Here is a 19,623-nt window from a genome sequence, read left to right on the forward strand (position 1 = left end):
TCCGACACTCAAATTAATTTATTAATTTAAAACTTTATTACAAATTTTAAAAAGAAGCTCTAAGGTCTGACCCTAAAGCTTCTTAATTTTTACTTATAGATATTATATAGCACTTGGGCTACTTGAGCTCTTGTAAATGGAGTTTTAGGACTAAATGTACCATCTTCCATTCCGTTTACAATCTTAGCTTTTGCAAGTTCTTCAACTGAATCCTTAGCCCAGCTTGAAATCTTAGCACTGTCTTTAAATTCTGAATTTCCACCATTCTTAACTGTGACTCCTGTAACTTTTAAATATCTAGCCATTATTACAGCCATTTGTTCTCTAGTCATAACATCATTTGGATTAAATCTTCCATTTCCCACTCCGTTGACTATTCCCGTTTCACTTGCCCAGTTCACATATGGTGCATAAAATTCTCCTTGTTTTACATCTGAGAACTTAGAACTTTGATATTTACTCTTATCAATTTTTTGAATTCTTCCAAGAACTGTTACAAATTCTCCTCTTGTCATACCTCTATCCGGATCAAATTTGTTATCTCCTACTCCTTCAAAATATCCTTTAGACAAGCCAAATTCTATAGCTACTCTTGCCCAGTGGTTTTGAATATCGTAAAGATTGCCAGTCTTATTTATTACTTTCTTTTCCTCATTCTTCTTAGGAGTTATATCTTTAGCAGATGACCAATTAAATCTTAAGATTGCATCTTGTTCACCAGCTCCCGGGCGTCCACCTCTTAATTCATCCATTGCATCTACCCAAACAGCAATTTTCACATCTTCTATTTTAGAATTTAAAGTGAATGACCAAACTCCGCCACCTTCATTAGTAGCTTCATACTTGCCGCCATCATAGTAGAATAATTTTGTTATATTACCTGTTAAAGTCTTACCTTTAAATGACTTTTCAATAGGCTTAAATGAAACATAGTATTTGAATTTTCCATCTTTTTCTTCAACTCTAGCTATTTTATGAACCCCATCTCTTGCCATTGAAGTCCCATTTCCATCAGCTCTTAAAACTTCTACTCCTACTTCGTAAGTCTTTACATTTTCGTTGATTTTCTTACTTTCTAATGAATTTTTAGTTTCAACGCTCTTTGTTGTATTATTCTTAATTAGATTTCTCTTCGCTCTAATCAAATCATCTAGCGCCCTACTTATATCTCTATCAGAAGCTCTATAATCTCTTACTACATCTCTTGCCCTATCCAATGAATATTGAAAATCTCTCCAAGATCTATCTTCATAATCTCTAGAATTATAATTCAATCCATTTCTAATTTCTCTCTCTAATTCATCTTTTATGCTAAATCTAGAGTTGGAATTTGGATTATAATTTGAGCTTACTTGACTTTTATTTGATGGATCAAACACCATTCTAAAAACTCTATTTCCAGATCCATAGCCGCCACCAGCTAAAGCATCCATCATATCAACATTGACTTCTAACCAAACTTCTGTATTTCTATCTAAAACTTCCCTTGGAACTTCAAATGTAAATATATTTCCTGACTTGCGCGCAGGAATTCTACTTCCATAGCGACTATTGCCGCTAAAGCTAAATAACTCTTGAACTTCTCCTTCAAATCCTCTGTAATTGATTGATTGCATTTTAACATCCGCATACAATCTATTATTTTCTTCTCTTATAGTTACAGGGTTTACTATGGCATTAGCTGCCATTGAAGTTTCATTTCTATCCGCTTCTAATGCAGTTACTCGCATTGTATACATATTTGAATTTGTACCATTAGTAACTCTTCTATCCACATTAGTAGATGTAGAATTATTTAGTCTCTTAAGTCCATTTCTTGCTTTAACTAATTCTTCTTTAGCTCTATCTATCTCATCTTGTGTAAAGTTTTTATTTTCAATCAAAATATCTGCTGCCTTGTCATATTTTTCTTTAAAAACATTCCATGAACTTGGTTCATAATCTCTCTCAGACAGTGCATAAGACTTATAATATTCTTTTCTTAAATCATCTTTTGTAAGACTTATGTCAGTACTGCTTTCACTATTATTAACTACAGGTTTAAGACTTTCAGAATTAGGATTTAAAACAAGCTTTGCTGATTTACTTCCTTTACCTGAACCAAGTTCTCCATTTGCAAGCATATCCATTATATCTACAATAACCCTTACATTAACTTCATACTTTTTAGTTAAAACTTCTTTAGGAACTGTAAAAGTAAACTTAGTTGGATACTTTTTAATCTTACTTGTCGGATTAGTTATAGTTTTAAAATCAGATTTTGTAGTTTCAATTTCACCTTTTAATGCTTTGCTTTTATCCGTTTCATTGTTGGACTTACTACTTCCATCCTTTATAAACAAATCCAGTAAATGCCCTTTTAAAGCTCCATTATTATTTTTAATTTCTAATTCTCTTGTATTTATAGTTATGGTCGCTTTTTCTCCATCCACCTTGGCAGTTATAAAGCTAAAAGCATCTTTGCCCATAGCCTCTTCTTCTGAGCCATCTCTTTTCCATTCAAACGGAATTTTATATACACCTGCTTCAAGTGCCTTTTTGTTCCCAATATTATCTTCTATATTTTTATCTGTTTTAATTTTTGAGTCTTTCTCATCAGTAATACTTAAGTTAGGAATTTCTGACTTAATAGCATCTTTTAATTGACTTTCCGTAATTGTTTCTTTGTTATTGTCTAACTTCAAATCAGCATCTCTATAGTCAATAGTTGCTGATGTCATATAGGCTCCCGTTTGAATCTTGAACTCTTTTTCATCTTGTTTATCTCTTATAAACGAAATTACTTTAGTATATCCAGGACTTTTACTTAATCTTACACTTGTCTCCTTAAATTGATTATCTTCAAAATGCTTTAAATTCTGAATTTCTGCCTTTACTCCCATAACTTCCATAGGTTTAAATAACAAATGATATATAGTTTTTCCCGCTACTTGCTCTATATAGATTTCCTTAGACATCGCATCATTTGCCATAGAATCAGAAGAAAGCCCACTCTCGGCAATTCTTCCCTTTACCTTAAAATACTGTCTTTCCCCTTTAAGCTTAGGTACTAAACTTTTTTCTATATCTTGTAATTTTTTAATCTTATCCTGTATTTGAGTAGGATTTAAATGTTTGTTTAACTCCTCTTCACATTCCTTTATAGCTTTTTCTAAAAATGCATAAGACCATTCTTCATAATCTTCTGCCTTTTTAGTTCTGGCACTTTGCACTGCAGCTTCCAATAATTTATTATCTTTATCTTTTCGCTGTAAAGCATTTTTTGTACTATTTAAAGAATCGTAAACTTTAGATAAACTTGCATCATCCTTACTATTTCTAAAAGTTTCAAGTGATTTTTGGTAAGCAGTTTTAAACTCATTTACATTACTATCTTTAAATGCTCCTTGCTCTATTTCTAACAATGTTTCATAAGACTCATTTATAAGTGTTTTTAAATTTTTCTTTATTTCAGAATACGTTGCTCTTTTTCTGTTATTTTCCTTTAAAGCATCTATAATCGCACTCTTTACTGCCTTTTTAACATCTGCTGTTGCTCGTGCTTTTAAATCGCTATCTCTATCTTCTATGACTATTTTTTCAATTTCTTCTAACGTCTTGCCCTTGTACTCTTTAAAACCTTCCGCCATATATGAAGCATATGCAGGATTGCCCGCAACCGCTGTATTGTTATCTGTCACTTCTAATACTTTGTCTTCTGTAGTATTAAGTTTGATTTTTAGTTGAATAGTCTTTTCCGGCAGTCTATACTTACCTAATATTATAGCTGGATCTTTATCAGACGGTTTGTATTCCGAAAAAGGATATGATATTTCCGTTGGAATTTCTGTTCCATAGTAATATACCTTAACAGACTTAGCTGGTCCATTCCCATCTAAATCTTTCATATTGATTATTTCATGAATAAATTTTAAGTTTGTATATACACTATTTTTTAATATATATGCCCCTGCCTTATACTCTGAATTTATTGTACCTTTTGAGTCATAAAATACATTGTTCAAATTTCCAATAACATTACCTTTTTCATCTTGTGGCGTATATATTTGAAAAGCACTACTTCCTGCTGTAGTTACTAGAATAAGCCTTATATTTTTATTTAAAAGATCAATTTGTTGAGGATCTCCATTTGCTATCTTGCCATTATGATACTCAAAATCAGATGACAAACTATTTATAAAATGTGGAGAGTTTATTATTGTTTTATTATTTTTCCATTGGTTCAAATAAATTCCTTCCACACCCTCAATATATATTCTTTTTTCAGGTAACTTGTACTTACCATTTTTATCTTTTATATTTACAAAATATATACCTCCTAAATGTGTTTTTGGCCCTGTTAACTTATATTGTCTATCTTTAATTTTCTCTAATGTATATTGTCCTTCCACTTCCTCATTATATATTCCATAAGTCACCCCCTCAAATTCCAATTCAAAATCTTCAGGTAACGTACTTTCAAATATATATATTGAATTTTTTCCTTCATCATATTTGTCTTTTAAAGTTAATGTTTGACCTTTTTTTAATATCCCTTCTTCATTCACATCTTGCACATCTTCAATTTTTTTGTTTTTGTCAGAATCTTTCTTTTCAGCTTTTTCCTTTTTATTGCTATTTAAAATTTCTCCTTGAGATATATTTTTATTTAAATCTTTTGTATACTTCTTGATTAAGCTATCTCCTTCAACAAGTAAAAATAATAGTTCATCTATTCCATAGCTTTTATCTGCATTTTCTATTTTATCTAAAAATAGGCTAATTTCTGAGTTTATTTTTATTCTTTTTAAAATTTTTTCTTGTTCCCTAATTTTATTTACTATATCTTGACTGTTTCGTTCTGTATAATCTTTTTCTTTACTTATATCTTTCTTATATACTGCTATAAGTTTTTCATATCTATTTATAAGATTAATAATATCTGTAGAGCTACTTTCCTCAAAATTTTCTTTATATCCTCTTATAATTATTTCTAAATTTTTATAACTATCTTTGTCCTTCCCTTCTTGTTTATTTATTATATTTTGTATTTCTTCTGCTCTTTTCCTCAATTCTTGCTTTAAGTATTCCTGTATATCTTCTATCTCTTTTATAGATTCATCTTTCTCATCTGCCGGAACATCTTTTGTTGATTCGCTTTCATTCTTTTTGATTAAGCTATCTCCTTCAACAAGTATTAATAGTACTTCTTCAAGAGTTATTTCTTCATTTACAGTTTCTATCAGACTAAGATGAGCACTAATATCTGAAGATTTTGGATTTATTTTTTCTAACTTTTTCTCATCATTTTTTATTTTTGTTATTATAGACTTTATATTTTCACTTGCTTTTTTTTCATCTTCATCATTATACTGATTCATTTCCTTTTTATATCGCACTAAATTTTTTTCAAATAGTGCTATCAATTTTATAATATCAGTACTACTCTGATCTTCAAAATTTTCTTTATAAGATTTTATAATTACTTCTAAACCTTTATAACTATCTTTCTCCTTCCCTTTTTGTTTATTTATTATATTTTGTATTTCTTCTGCTCTTTGCCTCAATTCTCGCTTTAAGTATTCCTGTACATCTTCTTGATTGCTATTTGTACTTTGACTGCTTATAGACAACACTTCCATAGGCCCTCTAGCTCTAACTTGTGCCATAACCGGACTAGCAGTTGACGCCGCCATTTGCAATGCCAACATAAGTGCCATCGCTCTATTTATTTTATTATTCATTGTCATTTTCTCTCCTTTACTATTTTTTTATTATCACTGTACGAGTTTCTGCGTTCCAATCCACTTTAGCGCCAGAAATTTCAGCAATTGCTCTTAATGGCACAAAAGTTCTGCTTTCTTTTATAACTGCCGGAGCGTCGATTTTAGTTTTTACTCCATCTTTTTCTATTTCAGCTTTTCCAATTGTCAAATTGATTTTTTCATCTATAAAAACTTTTTGAACCTCTCCATTCCAATCCACTTTTAAACCAAGTGCCTCTGAAATAAATCTAACAGGAACCATAGTTCTGCCATTTTCTATATATGGTTTAGTATCCATTTGAACTTCTTTGCCATTTACATTTATCTTTATTAAATCGCTATTTTTCTCTTCAACTTTCACTTTATTTTCTTTATTATTTTGTGATTTTACATCAACATTAGACCAATCTAAACTCAATATTGCCTTTTGCTCTCCGGCACCCGGAGTTCCCCCTGCAAGTTCATCCATGGCATCTACCCAAACTGCTATTTCAATTTCTTTTTCTTTTAACATATCTCTTGAAAATTCAAAATCTGTCTTATCGCTTTTCTCTATTTTTTTAGCTTCAGTTTTAGAACTTCCTGATATTACAAACAAGTTAGTTACTTTCCCCTCTAATCCGCTAAATTGTAGCGGTTTGAAAGATACTGTATAAATGGACTTCCCATTTTCTTCTTTAACTTTTGCTGTATGTATAATGGCCTCGTTTGCCATAGACTTTTTACCGGCTTCTCTTGAATAGTGTATAATCTCAACCGGCAAATCATAATTTTCCCCAGCAGCCAATACGCTTGATGTCAGCATTAAAACCAAAACCATAATTGTTAAAAATAATTTCTTCATTTTTCTTTCTCTCCTTTTCTTTTTATTTACAGATCAAAATTTATTTTCTTTAAATAAACTTTAGATCTCATTTTTTTGATAATATATATCATTTGGAAAGGATTATATCATTAACTTTTTATAAAGAATTAATTTTATAATAAAAAAAAGAGTTAATGCGAATTAACTCTTCTAGTTTAAAATTTTCATTTTTTCAAAAAATACTTTTTTATTATTTTTAAATTTTTTACAAATAGCTATTTATTCAATACTCATTCTCAATAACAATTTATTTAACTTTAAGTTTATTTATATTTACTTTTTGTTTCTCTATAAAAATTATATTCTCTCTCGCTTGAATTATCTTCACTGTATTTATAACCCAACTTATCAAATCTCTTTATCTTTTCAATTTCTTGAACATTGTTTTCAGCCATGTATCTTACCATTTCTCCTCTTGCAATTTTGGAATAAGTGGCTTTTTGCACCGGCTTTTTCTCTATAACTTCAAAGAAATTACAAGTTATAAATACATCATCTTCTCCCAAATATTTTTCTATGGCCTTGTAATATTCTTTTGACGCCAAATTTACAATCGGCGTTTTTAGTTGGCTATATAATTTTTCTCCCCAAAAGTCATACAAATCATCATGACCTAAAATATTTGCCTTTGCTTGCATTTCAAGTCTATATGGAACAACTCCATCAGTTGGTTTTAAAACTCCATAAAATCCTGAAAGTATTCTCAATTTATCTGATAGATATTCTATTTCTTTTGGACTAAATTTTTCAGGTTCAATAGTTTTAAAAACTATCCCGTCATAAGCTAAAATTGCTGGAGTAACTCTTTTGTCTAACTCCATACTCTTTATTCTCTCGTAATTTTGTTCTGCAAGCTTGTCGTTGCATTGCCATATAGTTTTTAACTCAGAATATGTTCTATCTTTTAACCAACTTAAAATTTCTAATGTGTCTTCTAATAATTCAGGTTCTGTTATTTCTAAATTATTTTCAACGTATCTCATCTTCTTAGTTGGTGAAATAATAATGTGCATTATACTTCCCCAAGCATTTTTTGTGGGTCTTCTTTAGCTTTCACTTTGTCATTTGCATATATAATTTTGCCTTCTTCATCTATTACATAGGTTGTTCTGACAACTCCCATATATGCCTTGCCAAAAGTTTTCTTTTCTTTCCAAACATCGTATGCCTCTATTGCCTTAAGCTCCGGGTCTGAAAGAATTGTAATTTTTAAATCTTTTTTCTCTTCAAAATTTTTGTGTGATTTAACACTGTCTTTGCTCACTCCAAGAACCACTGCATCTTTCTTGTCAAAGTCATCTTTTAATTCTGAAAATCCAACTGCTTGCATCGAACAACCCGGTGTATTATCTTTAGGATAAAAATATAATACTACTTTCTTTCCTCTGTAATCTTCTAATTTGTGTAGCTTTCCATTTTGGTCTTCAAGTTCAAACTCAGGTGCTTTTACTCCAACTTCTAACATATTTCAATCCTCCAAATTCTATATTTTAATTTATATTGTATTTTACCCATTTTGCATAAAATACATTACATAAAAAAGGAGCTATTCTCAAAGAAAACAACTCCTACAAAATCTCAATTCTTTAATTGCTGATAGTATTCAACATTATCAAATTTATTTTTTTCTTCTCTACCTAAATTTTCAAAATTCCCCTGTCCGTCTAAGTTTATAAAATCTTTTCTAACTGAATGTTCTTTAGAATAGCTTGATAAAAACTGACTGTATATATTTCCTTTAATTTTAAGTTTATCTAACAATTCAGATATTAAAAAAGCCGGCTCTATGGTTCTTCCATCTCCACAAAGTTCTATCCTTTGTCTCAAACTTTCATTCGCCCAAAACAAATACGGAGTTTCATACAAGTTGCGTACACCTTCAACAGTCTTCAAATTTTGTTCGATATTAAGCATTTCAATCAAACTTTTATTTTCTCCCATCGTTGGAGAATGGTCGCCAAATAAAACCATAACTGTTGGCTTATCAATTTTATTTAGTTTATCCGTCAATATTTTAAGATTGTCAGAAGTATCCTTAATTCCTCTGAGATAATTATTAAAGTAGTTAAACAGTCCTTCATTATAATTTTCTTTCCACTTTATAATATCTTCGCCTTCTATATCTTTAGTGTACGGCCCGTGGTTTTGAAATGTAACTGCAAAACTAAATACTTTTGATTTTTTAGAACTCTCTTCAAAATCTTCCATAAGTTTTTCAAAAAATTCTCTATCCCTCAGCGGCTTTTCAGAAAAATTTTTAAAATAATTTTCGTAATACTTAAAACTTTCAAAGCCTATATTTTTGTATATCTGTTTTCTGTTGTAGAACCCACCATAATATGGATGATGTGCTGTGGTCATATAGCCCAGATCTTTAAAATAATTCACATAAGTTTGGGTATTTCTTTTGAATTTAGGAAGATGGTAAAAACCGCTTAGAACTTGCATTTCAGTGGTAAAAGTTCCTCCTCCGAACGCATCCACTATCAGCCCGCTACTCAACGATTCAACTTTTAATTTTTTAAAATCTTCATACGGATCGATTTCAAATTCAAAATTTCCTTGAACGGTTGAAAAATCTTTAAATGATTCAAGCATTATAACTAAAAAATTTATATCACAATTTTTGCCTTCCTCAAATTCTGAAAGCTCCTCTACTGCCATCTTTTCAGAATAGTTTTTAAATTTATACTCAAATATATCGGATATAGAGTGTAGAAATGGATATAAAAATCCTTTGCTTTGGTAACTTTCAAGTTCAATATATGGGCTCATATCTCTTATAGTCAAGCTTCTATAAACTCTCTCATTTTTTATCGCATACCAAACTGCCACTAAGCATACAATTGAAATTAAAAGCATAGCTGTAGATATCTCAAATTCCGTTTTGTACCATTGCATTAATATCGCCACCATAATTGACAATATATAGAGTAAAGCACTTCCGTTTAATTTTAGTGGATATTGCCCTGACATATTTATAGCTTCTTTAAAAATTAATATGTCTTTAAAATACAATGGTTCTTCTCTAAACTGAACTTTGTAGTAGTGGATTAATGCCAAAGTGTTAACCGCTACCATTACAACCGCTGCTCCGTTTACAAATTTTATTTTGCTAAGTATTATTGAGCATAAAATTATAGGCAAAAAATTTAACAAAACTATTTTAGGTTCTTTGAAAAAATCTACAATTCTAATTTTCTTGTTATTCTTTGAGATGATTAGAGAAAATATCGTAGAAAAAATCGAACCCAAAATTAAAAAAGTCATTTTACACTTCCTTAAAATCTTCCATATTCCATATTTCTGTTGCTATCGACTCATAGAAATCTCTTTCGTGGCTTATTAAGAAAACCGCCCCATCAAAATCTTTAATAGCTCGTTTTAATTCTTCTTTTGCTTCAGGATCCAAGTGGTTAGTAGGCTCGTCAAGCATCAATACATTTGCCGGTCTATTTAAAATTTTACATAACCTTACCTTAGCTTGCTCTCCTCCGCTTAAAACTCTAACTAAAGATTCTATCTGTTCTGTCATCAAACCACATTTTGCAAGAGCAGCTCTGACTTCTGCTTGGTTCCAGCTTGGATACTCTTCCCATACTTCATCAATTGCCGTCTTTTTATCTTCATAAAATTCTTCTTGTTTAAAATATCCAACTTGAATGCTTTGCCCTTGGTGTATGCTCCCTGAAATTGGTTTAACTTCTCCCAAGACAGTTTTTATAAGGGTACTCTTTCCTGTTCCATTTGGACCTACAAGAGCAATCCTATCGCCTCTCTCCATTCTCAAATTCAAAGGCTTAGTAAGTGGTTTGTCATAGCCTATTACCAAATCTTTTGTTTCAAAAATTAATTTTGACATTTGAGAAGTAGATAAGAATCTAAATTCCGGCTTTGGTTTTTCCTTGGCAAGTTCTATAATTTCCATCTTGTCTAATTTCTTTTGTCTAGACATCGCCATATTTCTTGTGGCAATTCTCGCCTTGTTTCTCGCAACGAAATCTTCCAACTCTTGTATTTCTTGTTGTTGTTTCTTGTATGCAGCTTCTATTTGCTTTTTCTTTAACTCTCTAAGTCTTTCAAATTCTGAATAATCCCCTACATATCTGTTCAATTCTTTATTTTCAACATGGTAGATTATATTTATTACAGAGTTTAAAAAGTCTATATCATGAGAAATTAGAATAAATGCATTTTCATAATTTACCAAATAATTTCTCAACCAATCTATGTGGTTTTCGTCTAAATAATTTGTCGGCTCGTCAAGCATCAATATATCCGGTTTTTCCAACAGTAACTTTGCCAACAATATCTTTGACCTCTGCCCCCCGGATAAATCTTTAAAGTTTTTATCAAGTCCTATTGAGTGTAACTCAAATGCATTTGAAATTTCTTCAACTTTTGAATCAATCATATAAAAATCGTGTTGCTCTAGTAGAGTTTGAAGCGTTCCAACTTCTTCCATCAACTCATTTAACTCAGCTTCCCCAACATCTCCCATTTTCATATATGCAGCGTTTATTTCTTGTTCCCAATCATATAAATGCGCAAATGCGCTCTTTAATACATCTCTAACTGTATAATCTCCGACAAAAGTGGCGTGTTGGTCTAAATATCCAACTCTCACTCTCTTTGCCCAAGTTATCTCTCCTTCTTCAGGAACTAACTTACCTGTTATGATGTTCATAAAGGAGCTCTTACCTTCTCCATTTGGACCCACAAGACCAACGTGTTCTCCTTGTAATAATCTAAAATTTACATCATTTAAAATTTCCCTGCCGCCATACTGATGACTTAAATTTTTTACTGTTAAAATACTCATTTTTCACCTAATTTTTCATCTGCATAATCCATTAATTTTGCAACGGACTTACTCTGTCCTACAAATGGATAAGTTGTAATATACTCTTCAAAATCTTTCTTTATCTTTCTAGCTCCGGCATAATCTCTTTCATACAGTGTAAAAGCATATTCTATATGAAATCTATTTATAAGAGCCTTTAATATTTTATTTCTAAATTTTTCAAATTCTTCAGTATCGTACTTCTCTATACCTTCTTCATCTCTATTCACTAGTTTATAGAAGAGTACCTCTCCAATTAAAACTTGTCTTTGTAAATCTGAAGACAACACCGGCTTTGTCAAAGCCAATTCTGCTGTTTCTTCAGCTCTTTTAAAATCTCCAATATCCAAATAATAATCTACCATAAAACTGTTAAATTCTAAATATTTCATATTTTCGGGCGCTGTTAAAACTTTCATTTCATCTTCCGACCACAAATTCTCTGACTCTGTTAAATATCTTTCACTCGCAATCAAAGACGCTTGAATTAACAACCTATATGATTTATTTTTGTAGCTTTCAAGCGCATTCTTCCCGTCATTGTTAATCATTCCCTTTAATGGAATTCCATTGGTTATCACACCAAATATATTTACTATATGCATGTGAAATGCAAAAGCTTTTAAATCTCCTCTAGCATTAATCATAACTACAAAAAATATTATTGCCGTAATTAAATTTAACAGAACTCCACCCATATTATATAAAATATATGGATAATCTTCCCCTAATTTCTGTTTTGGAACCATTAGATTTTGCCCAAGAGTTCCCGGAATTTTAAATTTCTTAAATTTTAAATGTCCATTTTCTCTTACCAATGCATACGAAGATATTCTATACATTACAAATCTATATCCACTTATCTTTGCTGCTAAATAATGCCCCAACTCATGTATAAATATACTAAATACTATAGCCGGTGCAAGAGTATATAAAAATACCAAAGGATTAATTCTTTCTCCATTTAATATGTAATTTCCATAACTATAAGTTACAAATCCTCCAAATAAAAATCCTATAATCAAAGATAGTATTCCCATGCGCCCTCCCTATTTGATAATTATAACATTACATACTACTTCATACATTCTTATTTTTCTTCTGTGACTTAGTCACCGACTTCTCATCTTATAAAGATATATACTAAATATATATTACTGAAAGGTGGAAAACTATGAAAAAAATTGTAATTATCGGAGGAGTTGCCGGTGGTGCAGGAGCCGCTGCAAGACTCAGACGACTGGATAAAGATGCTGAAATAATTGTTTTAGAAAGAGGTCCTTATATTTCATACGCCAACTGCGGTCTCCCATACTATGTAGGTGGTGTGATTGAATCTCAAGATGCTCTCTTCTTAGAAACTCCTGAGGCAATGAAATCTAAATTCAATGTTGATGTAAGAGTTGAAAATGAAGTTGTTAAAATAGATAGAGATTCTAAAACAGTAATAATTAAAAAAGTTGACAGCGGTATTGAATACGCTGAAAACTATGACAAACTTATAATTTCAACAGGTTCTTCGCCTCTAAGACCATCTATTCCCGGAATTGATAGCGATAGAATTAAAACTCTATGGACTGTCCCGGATACACTTACAATAAAAAAATTCTTAACTGAAAAAAATGTAAAGGACGTTGTCGTCATTGGTGGTGGGTTTATTGGCCTTGAAATGATGGAAAACTTGAAACATGCAGGACTAAATGTCCATCTTGTTGAAGGTACAAATCAAGTGATGGCGCCTGTAGATTTTGAAATGGCTCAACTTTTACACGAAAATATAGCGCAAAATGGCGTTAAACTGCATCTTAACAGCACGGTTTCTAAATTTGAAGAAACTTCAGATAAAATCTCTGTAGTTTTAGAATCCGGAGAAAAAATAACTTCTGACTTAGTTATTTTATCTATAGGTGTACGTCCTAATAGTCAAATTGCTAAAGATGCCGGCATAAATACTAACGAACGTGGTGGAATCATTGTTGATGAACATCTTCTAACTAATGACCCTGACATATATGCCGTTGGAGATGTCATTGAAGTTAATGATTTTATACTAAATAAAAAAACCATGATTCCTCTTGCCGGACCTGCCAACAAACAAGCGAGAATTGTTGCAAACAATATCTGTGGTAGAAATGAAGTCTATGCTGGAACTATGGGCACTTCAATCGCACAAGTATTCGATTTATCTGTTGCATCAACAGGCTCAAATGAAAAAGCTCTACTAAAAAATGGTCTTGTTGAAGGTAAAGACTTCAAAAAAATATACGTAACTCAAAACTCCCATGCAGGTTACTATCCCGGAGCAAACCCATTAACTATTAAATTATTATTTAGCACAGACGGAATGAAAATCTACGGTGCTCAAATAGTTGGCATGGAAAGTGTTGATAAGAGAATTGATACAATCGCCACTACAATGAAACTTAACGGAAGTATCTTTGATTTAAAAGCTCTAGAGTTATCATACGCTCCGCCTTTCTCTTCTGCTAAAGACCCTGTGAATATGGCAGGCTTCACAGCTGAAAATACCTTAACTAACTTAGTTGAATTTTCAGCTTGGGACATAGAAAAGACAAATCCTGATGCAGTTCTATTAGATGTGAGAGAACCGGCTGAACTTATGGCATTTGAAATTGAAAACTCTGTCAATATTCCTTTAGGACAGTTGATAAATAGACTTTCTGAACTCGATAAAGAAAAAGAAATTATAACTTTCTGTGCAATTGGAGTTCGTTCTTACAATGCTGCAAGAATTTTAATTCAAAACGGTTTTAAAAAAGTTAAATTATATCCCGGTGGAACAAGATTCTATCAATCTACTCATTACGATAAATTAAACCCTTCTCCAAAATTAGAGCCGTTATCCGATAATGGAAATATAAATTTTCAAGAAAAAACTTTTAATGTCAAAAACCATAGTAATAACGAAGACAACAGGACAATCAAACTAAATTGTATGGGGATGCAATGTCCCGGTCCTTTGATGCAAGTTTTTGAAAAGATGAACACAGTAAATGAGGGGGATATTTTAGAAATCCAAGCTTCAGATCCCGGTTTTGTAAAAGATATTAAAGCTTGGAGTAACCGAACCGGAAACACACTTATTTCAGCAGGAAAAGATGGAAATAAATATGTTGCAGTTTTAAAAAAAGGCAGTGATGAATTAAAACCTATGCCAAAGCTCGCACCTACTAACACACCTGATGGGAAAACTATGATAGTATTCTCCGGAGATTTTGATAAAGTCTTGGCAAGTTTTATAATTGCAAATGGCGCCGCAGCAATGGGTAGACCTGTAACTATGTTCTTCACTTTCTGGGGACTGTCTGCTCTTAGAAAACAAAATCCGCCATCCATTAAAAAGAACTTTATGGAAAAGATGTTTGGATTTATGTTACCTAAGGGTAGCACTAAGCTTGGCCTTTCTAAGATGAACATGGGCGGTTTAGGAACTGCAATGATGAAAAAGATAATGAGAGATAAAAATGTAAATTCATTAGAAGACTTGATTAAATGTGCTATGCAAAACGGTGTTAAAATAATGGCTTGCACAATGAGTATGGACGTTATGGGAATTACTAAAGAAGAACTAATCGACGGAATTGAATATGTAGGAGTTGGAACTTATCTTGGTGATGCAGAAGAATCAAATGTAAATTTATTTATATAACACAAGGGGCTGTTGCAAAAGTCCCGAGAATAAAAAATACGAGGAAATAAAAAAAGGCTCTATAATATCTGTTGGGGAGTAAATCTCTAACAGCTATTATAGAGCCAACAAAAATTGATAGACCTGAACTAAATAAATTACTTTCTTTATTGGAAGATGGTGACACTTTAATGTTTACCAAACTTGATAGAGTCGCTAGAAGTGCTATTGAAGGTTCTAAATTAATTCTCTTTTAGAAAAAAATGTTAGAGTCCATATATTAAATATTGGCATTATGGATAATACTCCTGCTAGTAAATTAATTAGGCAAATATTTTTTGCTTTTGCTGAATTTGAAAGAGATCTTATTGTAGAGCGTACTCAAGAGGGAAGGGCTATTGCTAAATTAAAATCAGATTATAGAGAAGGGCGTCCTAAAAAATTTTCACAAAAACAAATAAATCATGCTTTAGAATTGAAAAAATCCTATTCATATAAACAAGTTAGTGAGATGACAGGAATTTCTGTAAGTACATTAAAACGAGCTAATCGAAAATGATTAGCCCATTTATTATAGTTGATTAAATTTAATTATTCTTAATAAATACTAGATTAACTTTTTTAATTTTTAATACAATTAAACTATGCTTCTGAATCTCCACCAATAACTTTTCCCGTTATCGCATCAACATATATTTTATCTCTTGATTTTGATATTACCGAATAAACCAAATGTAACTTTTTATTAGATGCACTTCTCCAAAATGACCTACCAAAATTATTATTTTCTCCTTTTACAACTAATTCAACTTCTGCTAATTCAAAAGGTTTTTCAGTATAATCATCATTATTATATACATCTTTTGCTATTTTTATTGCTTCTTCTTCAGTAATTTTAGGTCCTTCTGTCATTTCAAATTCATCTACTCTATAAAATGTATAAACTGTATTACCTGAATATGGAACTACAAATACGTAGCTATCATAATAATTTTTTATTCCATATTCATTATTTTTTAAACATGCTATTCTGTGTCCTAAATTTAAAAAAGGTTGATTTTCTATAATTCTGTATTCATTGGGAATATATTTTTCTATAATATAGTTTATATACTCGGTTCTAGAAAAATTATCTATCTTTTCATTTTTAGGTATAGATTTTCTCACATTGTCATAATCTTCTATTAAACCTATCTGGTCGATTTCATTAACTTCACCATTCTTGGTAAATACCATACATCCCTTTTCTCTAGTTATTGGAATTTTAATAAACTTACTTTTTCTGCTTGCTCTATTTATTTCAGTTGAAATATCTATACTAGATGTATCTTTTATCATAATATTAAAGTCTGAAATTGTTTCAGATATTTTTTTATATAGTATATCTTTATCTGCTATAGGTTCTCTTGTTACAAACCATATCAAACTGCACAAAGTAGTTATTACTATAATGAATATAGGGAAAATTTTTTCTCTCATAATTATATATCTCTCTTGCAAAAATATGTCGTCATACTATGCTCTTTCGTCATAGTTAGAATCACCTATAAATCTTACATGATAATAAGTTCCTTGCTGGCTTATAGCTCTATTGATATTCTCAAGTATAGAATCTCTTGGATGATTCTCAACACAATTAGTTAATCTTCTAGAAAAATCACGAAGTACATCTATATCTTCATGTGCATACCAACCTATAAATGCTTTTCTGTAAGAGTTATTTCTTATCCCGAAAGCATTACTCCAATAATTTCCATGATCTGCAGTATTACAACCATTTAAAATTACTAAATCCCAACAACATCTTACTTGATCAGGAGATAAATATCTTACATAATATCTACTATCTTCATGCCCATTCCCAAAATATGTTGGGCTAGCATGTCCTGAAAAACTAAATGCATAATTATTGCCATCTCCTTGCACAAAAGCTTGAGCAGATCTACCATTATCTGCTATAGAATCAGAAATTATACTATTATATCCTAATATTCTAAATAGCCTGTTTGTATTCCCTGCTGTCATTGCAAATCTATAATCGTTCTTTTCTTTATTCGAGCCAAAAGTAGCCATCGCATCTTTACTAGCAACCTCTGTTCCCCCAACTATAACACCTTTTAAGGCATCTACATATATTTTTATACCGGATTGAAATTTAATAGAATACACCAACGTTAAAGGACGATTTAATTCAATATCTGTATATTTTAACATTTCTTCTTCGCTCATTTCTAAATAATCAACATTCTCAAAATAATCATTTTCTCTTTTTACTGTTAGTTCTATTTCTGGATTAACTACACTTTCAATCTTATAACCTTCGTCTATCAATTTTTCTATGGCTATATTCTCAGCTTTTTCCCTTGAAATTATTGACTCATTATTAACAATATACTCACTTATCTTATTAAATCCTAAAACCACTTTTTTTGAAACATTAACAGTAATTTTATATTTATCATAATCATTTATTATCCCATGTTTATTAGGCTTTCTACAAGAAATTAAATGAATATCTTTAAAAGTATTCTCTATTTCTATCAAGCTATATTCTTTTGGAACATATTTATTAATTATATAATCAATATATTCTTGTTCTGTTAGAGAATCTATTTTACTGTTTATTGATATATCTATACTTTCTATATCTGCTGCTAAGCTAAACTGATCTACTGAAATAATATACCCTTCAGAGTCAAATATAAAAATACTTTTTTTATCCTTAGAATCGATTTCTATCTCTTCACTCTTTATAAAACTCTTATAATTTAAACTATCTAATTTATCTTCATTAATTTTTCTATCTACATTAACATCTAATATATTGGCTTCTTCTAAATCTATAAATTTAAAATCATTCAAAGTTTCTTTTATTTTTACATTTTCTTTTTCTCTAGCTAATACAGAACTATTTAATACGAACATTAATATAAACAAAACTAACATACAGCTATATCTTTTTTTCATTTTTTCCTCCTTGATTTCAATAAATAAATTTTTAATATTCTTGATTTATACCTAGTTATTCTAGTATAATTAAAGTATTATTTTATTATGTTTTTAAATTGTATTCCATAATACATCTCCTCAATAACGAAAACGTTGTACTCTTACATTCTTATATTATCAATTTATTTTGTTAATGTGAATGCATTTCTATCTACGTTATTTATTATTTCAAAAAGCATCTTATTGCCCTTATTTGTACATTTTAGTTATGACCTATACTACGAATTTTCCCTGTTTGAGTGATTTAAAAAGTAAGTCACTCTTTCTTTATGTTTGAATAACTTACATTAATTTAATATAATTAACACAAATGTAAATTATGTAGGTGATTAAACGGCATACGAAACTAACGATAATAGAACAAGAAACAAAAAGATAAGTATTTTTTTTAATGATAAAGAATTGTTAAAATTACAAAATCTTAAAGAAAAAACGTCTAGCAAAACATACAGTCAGGTAATAAGAGATTTATTAATTAAAGGAAAAATTGAAAATTTTGAAGTTAAAAAAGAAAATTTAGATAATATCAGAAATTTAACTCAAGAAATAAATGCTATTGGAAAAAATATTAATCAGATTTCAAGAATGGTTAATTCCGGACAACCTGTTTTTCAATCTGATATAGATTATATGAAAAAAGAAATTGAAAATATAAAGTTAAAAGTCATGGATTTGTTATAGTATTTAAAATGTTCTTGATGAAAGGAAATAAATATGAACGAATACAATTTAAAAGTTTTAAAGAATTATGTAAATAAAAATAAATATTATCTTTCTGAAAACACAATTTATAGCTTAGAAAAAGACTTTGAATTAAGATTTCATCATGAATCAACTAAGATAGAAGGAAATACTTTAACTTTAAATGAAGTAAAAACAGTACTTGTAGATGGAGTATCTATAGGAGGCAAGTTATTAAGAGAAATATATGAAGTAACTAATAATAATAAGGCTTATGAATATGTTAAAAATCAAGTTTTTGAAAATAAAGAATTATCAGAAGATACTATAAAGGATATTCATGAAATAGTTGTTGAAAATATTTTTCATGGAGGAATTTATAGAACAGAAAATGTAAGAATACTAGGAGCATCTTTTATTCCGCCTACATGGGAAAAGATAAGAAATGAAATGAAATTTTTTATGGAAGATATGAAGAGATACCCTGAAGGCATAGAAAAAGCTGCCTGGATTCATGCTGAATTTGTTAGAATGCATCCTTTTGCTGATGGAAACGGAAGAACAGCAAGATTATTATTAAATTATGAATTAATGAAATTAGGCTACTTATCTATTAATATAAAATCAGAAAATAGAGTAGAATATTATGAAGCTTTAGATAATTATGGTAAAAATAAGGATATAAAATTATTTTTAGATTTAATTTACAAACTTGAAGAAGAGAGACTTCTAGATTATAAAAAAGAAATAAATATGATTAAGTATAAAGCAAATAATTTAGAAAGATAGGGTTCAAGTTGAACCCTATTATTTTATACTATTATCCTATTAA

General features: G+C 30.2%; 13 protein-coding genes and 1 pseudogene. 5 read left to right on the forward strand and 9 right to left on the reverse strand.

The window, feature by feature from the left end; translation table 11 throughout:
* Nucleotides 1-89: 89 nt before the first annotated feature.
* From DYE58_RS03025 to DYE58_RS03055, 7 genes are all read right to left on the reverse strand, one after another.
* Complete coding sequence (locus DYE58_RS03025; RefSeq protein WP_172463312.1) at nt 90-5,723, reverse strand: S-layer homology domain-containing protein; 5,634 nt, start codon at nt 5,721-5,723, stop codon at nt 90-92.
* Between the two features lie 19 nt (nt 5,724-5,742).
* On the reverse strand, nt 5,743-6,588 hold the full coding sequence (locus DYE58_RS03030; RefSeq protein WP_004819313.1) for a stalk domain-containing protein: 846 nt from the start codon (nt 6,586-6,588) through the stop codon (nt 5,743-5,745).
* Between the two features lie 284 nt (nt 6,589-6,872).
* Nucleotides 6,873-7,622 carry a peroxide stress protein YaaA gene (gene yaaA, locus DYE58_RS03035; protein WP_004819314.1) on the reverse strand — a complete coding sequence of 250 codons (750 nt, stop codon included), beginning with the start codon at nt 7,620-7,622 and terminating at the stop codon, nt 6,873-6,875.
* On the reverse strand, nt 7,622-8,074 hold the full coding sequence (bcp, locus tag DYE58_RS03040) for a thioredoxin-dependent thiol peroxidase (RefSeq protein WP_004819316.1): 453 nt from the start codon (nt 8,072-8,074) through the stop codon (nt 7,622-7,624). The genes yaaA and bcp overlap by 1 nt, the downstream gene beginning before the upstream one ends.
* A 113-nt stretch (nt 8,075-8,187) precedes the next feature.
* Nucleotides 8,188-9,879, reverse strand: coding sequence for an LTA synthase family protein (locus DYE58_RS03045; RefSeq protein ID WP_115311998.1), 1,692 nt, complete (start codon nt 9,877-9,879; stop codon nt 8,188-8,190).
* Between the two features lies 1 nt (nt 9,880).
* Nucleotides 9,881-11,431: an ABC-F family ATP-binding cassette domain-containing protein gene (locus DYE58_RS03050; RefSeq protein WP_004819318.1), complete on the reverse strand. Its 1,551-nt coding sequence runs from the start codon at nt 11,429-11,431 to the stop codon at nt 9,881-9,883.
* Entirely contained in the window at nt 11,428-12,492 is a 1,065-nt protein-coding gene (locus DYE58_RS03055; protein WP_004819320.1) for a site-2 protease family protein, read from the reverse strand. Before DYE58_RS03055 ends, DYE58_RS03050 begins: the two co-directional genes overlap by 4 nt.
* A 134-nt stretch (nt 12,493-12,626) precedes the next feature.
* On the opposite strand from DYE58_RS03055, the gene DYE58_RS03060 reads away from it, so the two are divergent.
* From DYE58_RS03060 to DYE58_RS11630, 3 genes and pseudogenes are all read left to right on the forward strand, one after another.
* Nucleotides 12,627-15,122 (forward strand): FAD-dependent oxidoreductase, encoded by a 2,496-nt coding sequence (locus DYE58_RS03060; RefSeq protein ID WP_004819321.1) that lies wholly within the window; start codon nt 12,627-12,629, stop codon nt 15,120-15,122.
* Between the two features lie 149 nt (nt 15,123-15,271).
* A pseudogene (locus DYE58_RS11625) lies at nt 15,272-15,453 on the forward strand (recombinase family protein); the annotation flags it as partial.
* Nucleotides 15,454-15,498: 45 nt separating this feature from the next.
* Entirely contained in the window at nt 15,499-15,660 is a 162-nt protein-coding gene (locus DYE58_RS11630) for a helix-turn-helix domain-containing protein (RefSeq protein ID WP_342769543.1), read from the forward strand.
* A gap of 83 nt (nt 15,661-15,743) precedes the next feature.
* On the opposite strand, the gene DYE58_RS03070 is transcribed toward DYE58_RS11630, so the two are convergent.
* Both DYE58_RS03070 and DYE58_RS03075 read right to left on the reverse strand, forming a co-directional pair.
* Nucleotides 15,744-16,580, reverse strand: a complete 837-nt coding sequence (locus tag DYE58_RS03070; RefSeq protein ID WP_004819327.1) for a hypothetical protein — start codon at nt 16,578-16,580, stop codon at nt 15,744-15,746.
* 36 nt (nt 16,581-16,616) lie between these two features.
* On the reverse strand, nt 16,617-18,068 hold the full coding sequence (locus DYE58_RS03075; protein ID WP_115311999.1) for a hypothetical protein: 1,452 nt from the start codon (nt 18,066-18,068) through the stop codon (nt 16,617-16,619).
* A 444-nt stretch (nt 18,069-18,512) separates the two neighbouring features.
* Here DYE58_RS03075 and DYE58_RS03080 point away from each other — a divergent pair, with 444 nt between their 5' ends.
* Nucleotides 18,513-18,791, forward strand: a complete 279-nt coding sequence (locus tag DYE58_RS03080; protein WP_004823547.1) for a plasmid mobilization relaxosome protein MobC — start codon at nt 18,513-18,515, stop codon at nt 18,789-18,791.
* Between the two features lie 33 nt (nt 18,792-18,824).
* Nucleotides 18,825-19,580, forward strand: coding sequence for a Fic family protein (locus tag DYE58_RS03085; protein ID WP_115312001.1), 756 nt, complete (start codon nt 18,825-18,827; stop codon nt 19,578-19,580).
* Nucleotides 19,581-19,623 lie beyond the last annotated feature (43 nt).

The organism is Peptoniphilus indolicus (genome assembly GCF_900454665.1).
In the GTDB taxonomy this organism is placed as follows: Bacteria; Bacillota; Clostridia; order Tissierellales; family Peptoniphilaceae; genus Peptoniphilus; species Peptoniphilus indolicus.

Excerpts from the sequence above, each read along its gene's own strand:
- DYE58_RS03025 (WP_172463312.1), bottom strand. The coding sequence starts at position 5,723 with ATGAATAATAAAATAAATAGAGCGATGGCACTTATGTTGGCATTGCAA.
- DYE58_RS03030 (WP_004819313.1), bottom strand. The coding sequence starts at position 6,588 with ATGAAGAAATTATTTTTAACAATTATGGTTTTGGTTTTAATGCTGACA.
- yaaA (WP_004819314.1), bottom strand. The coding sequence starts at position 7,622 with ATGCACATTATTATTTCACCAACTAAGAAGATGAGATACGTTGAAAAT.
- bcp (WP_004819316.1), bottom strand. The coding sequence starts at position 8,074 with ATGTTAGAAGTTGGAGTAAAAGCACCTGAGTTTGAACTTGAAGACCAA.
- DYE58_RS03045 (WP_115311998.1), bottom strand. The coding sequence starts at position 9,879 with ATGACTTTTTTAATTTTGGGTTCGATTTTTTCTACGATATTTTCTCTA.
- DYE58_RS03050 (WP_004819318.1), bottom strand. The coding sequence starts at position 11,431 with ATGAGTATTTTAACAGTAAAAAATTTAAGTCATCAGTATGGCGGCAGG.
- DYE58_RS03055 (WP_004819320.1), bottom strand. The coding sequence starts at position 12,492 with ATGGGAATACTATCTTTGATTATAGGATTTTTATTTGGAGGATTTGTA.
- DYE58_RS03060 (WP_004819321.1), top strand. The coding sequence starts at position 12,627 with ATGAAAAAAATTGTAATTATCGGAGGAGTTGCCGGTGGTGCAGGAGCC.
- DYE58_RS03070 (WP_004819327.1), bottom strand. The coding sequence starts at position 16,580 with ATGAGAGAAAAAATTTTCCCTATATTCATTATAGTAATAACTACTTTG.
- DYE58_RS03075 (WP_115311999.1), bottom strand. The coding sequence starts at position 18,068 with ATGAAAAAAAGATATAGCTGTATGTTAGTTTTGTTTATATTAATGTTC.
- DYE58_RS03085 (WP_115312001.1), top strand. The coding sequence starts at position 18,825 with ATGAACGAATACAATTTAAAAGTTTTAAAGAATTATGTAAATAAAAAT.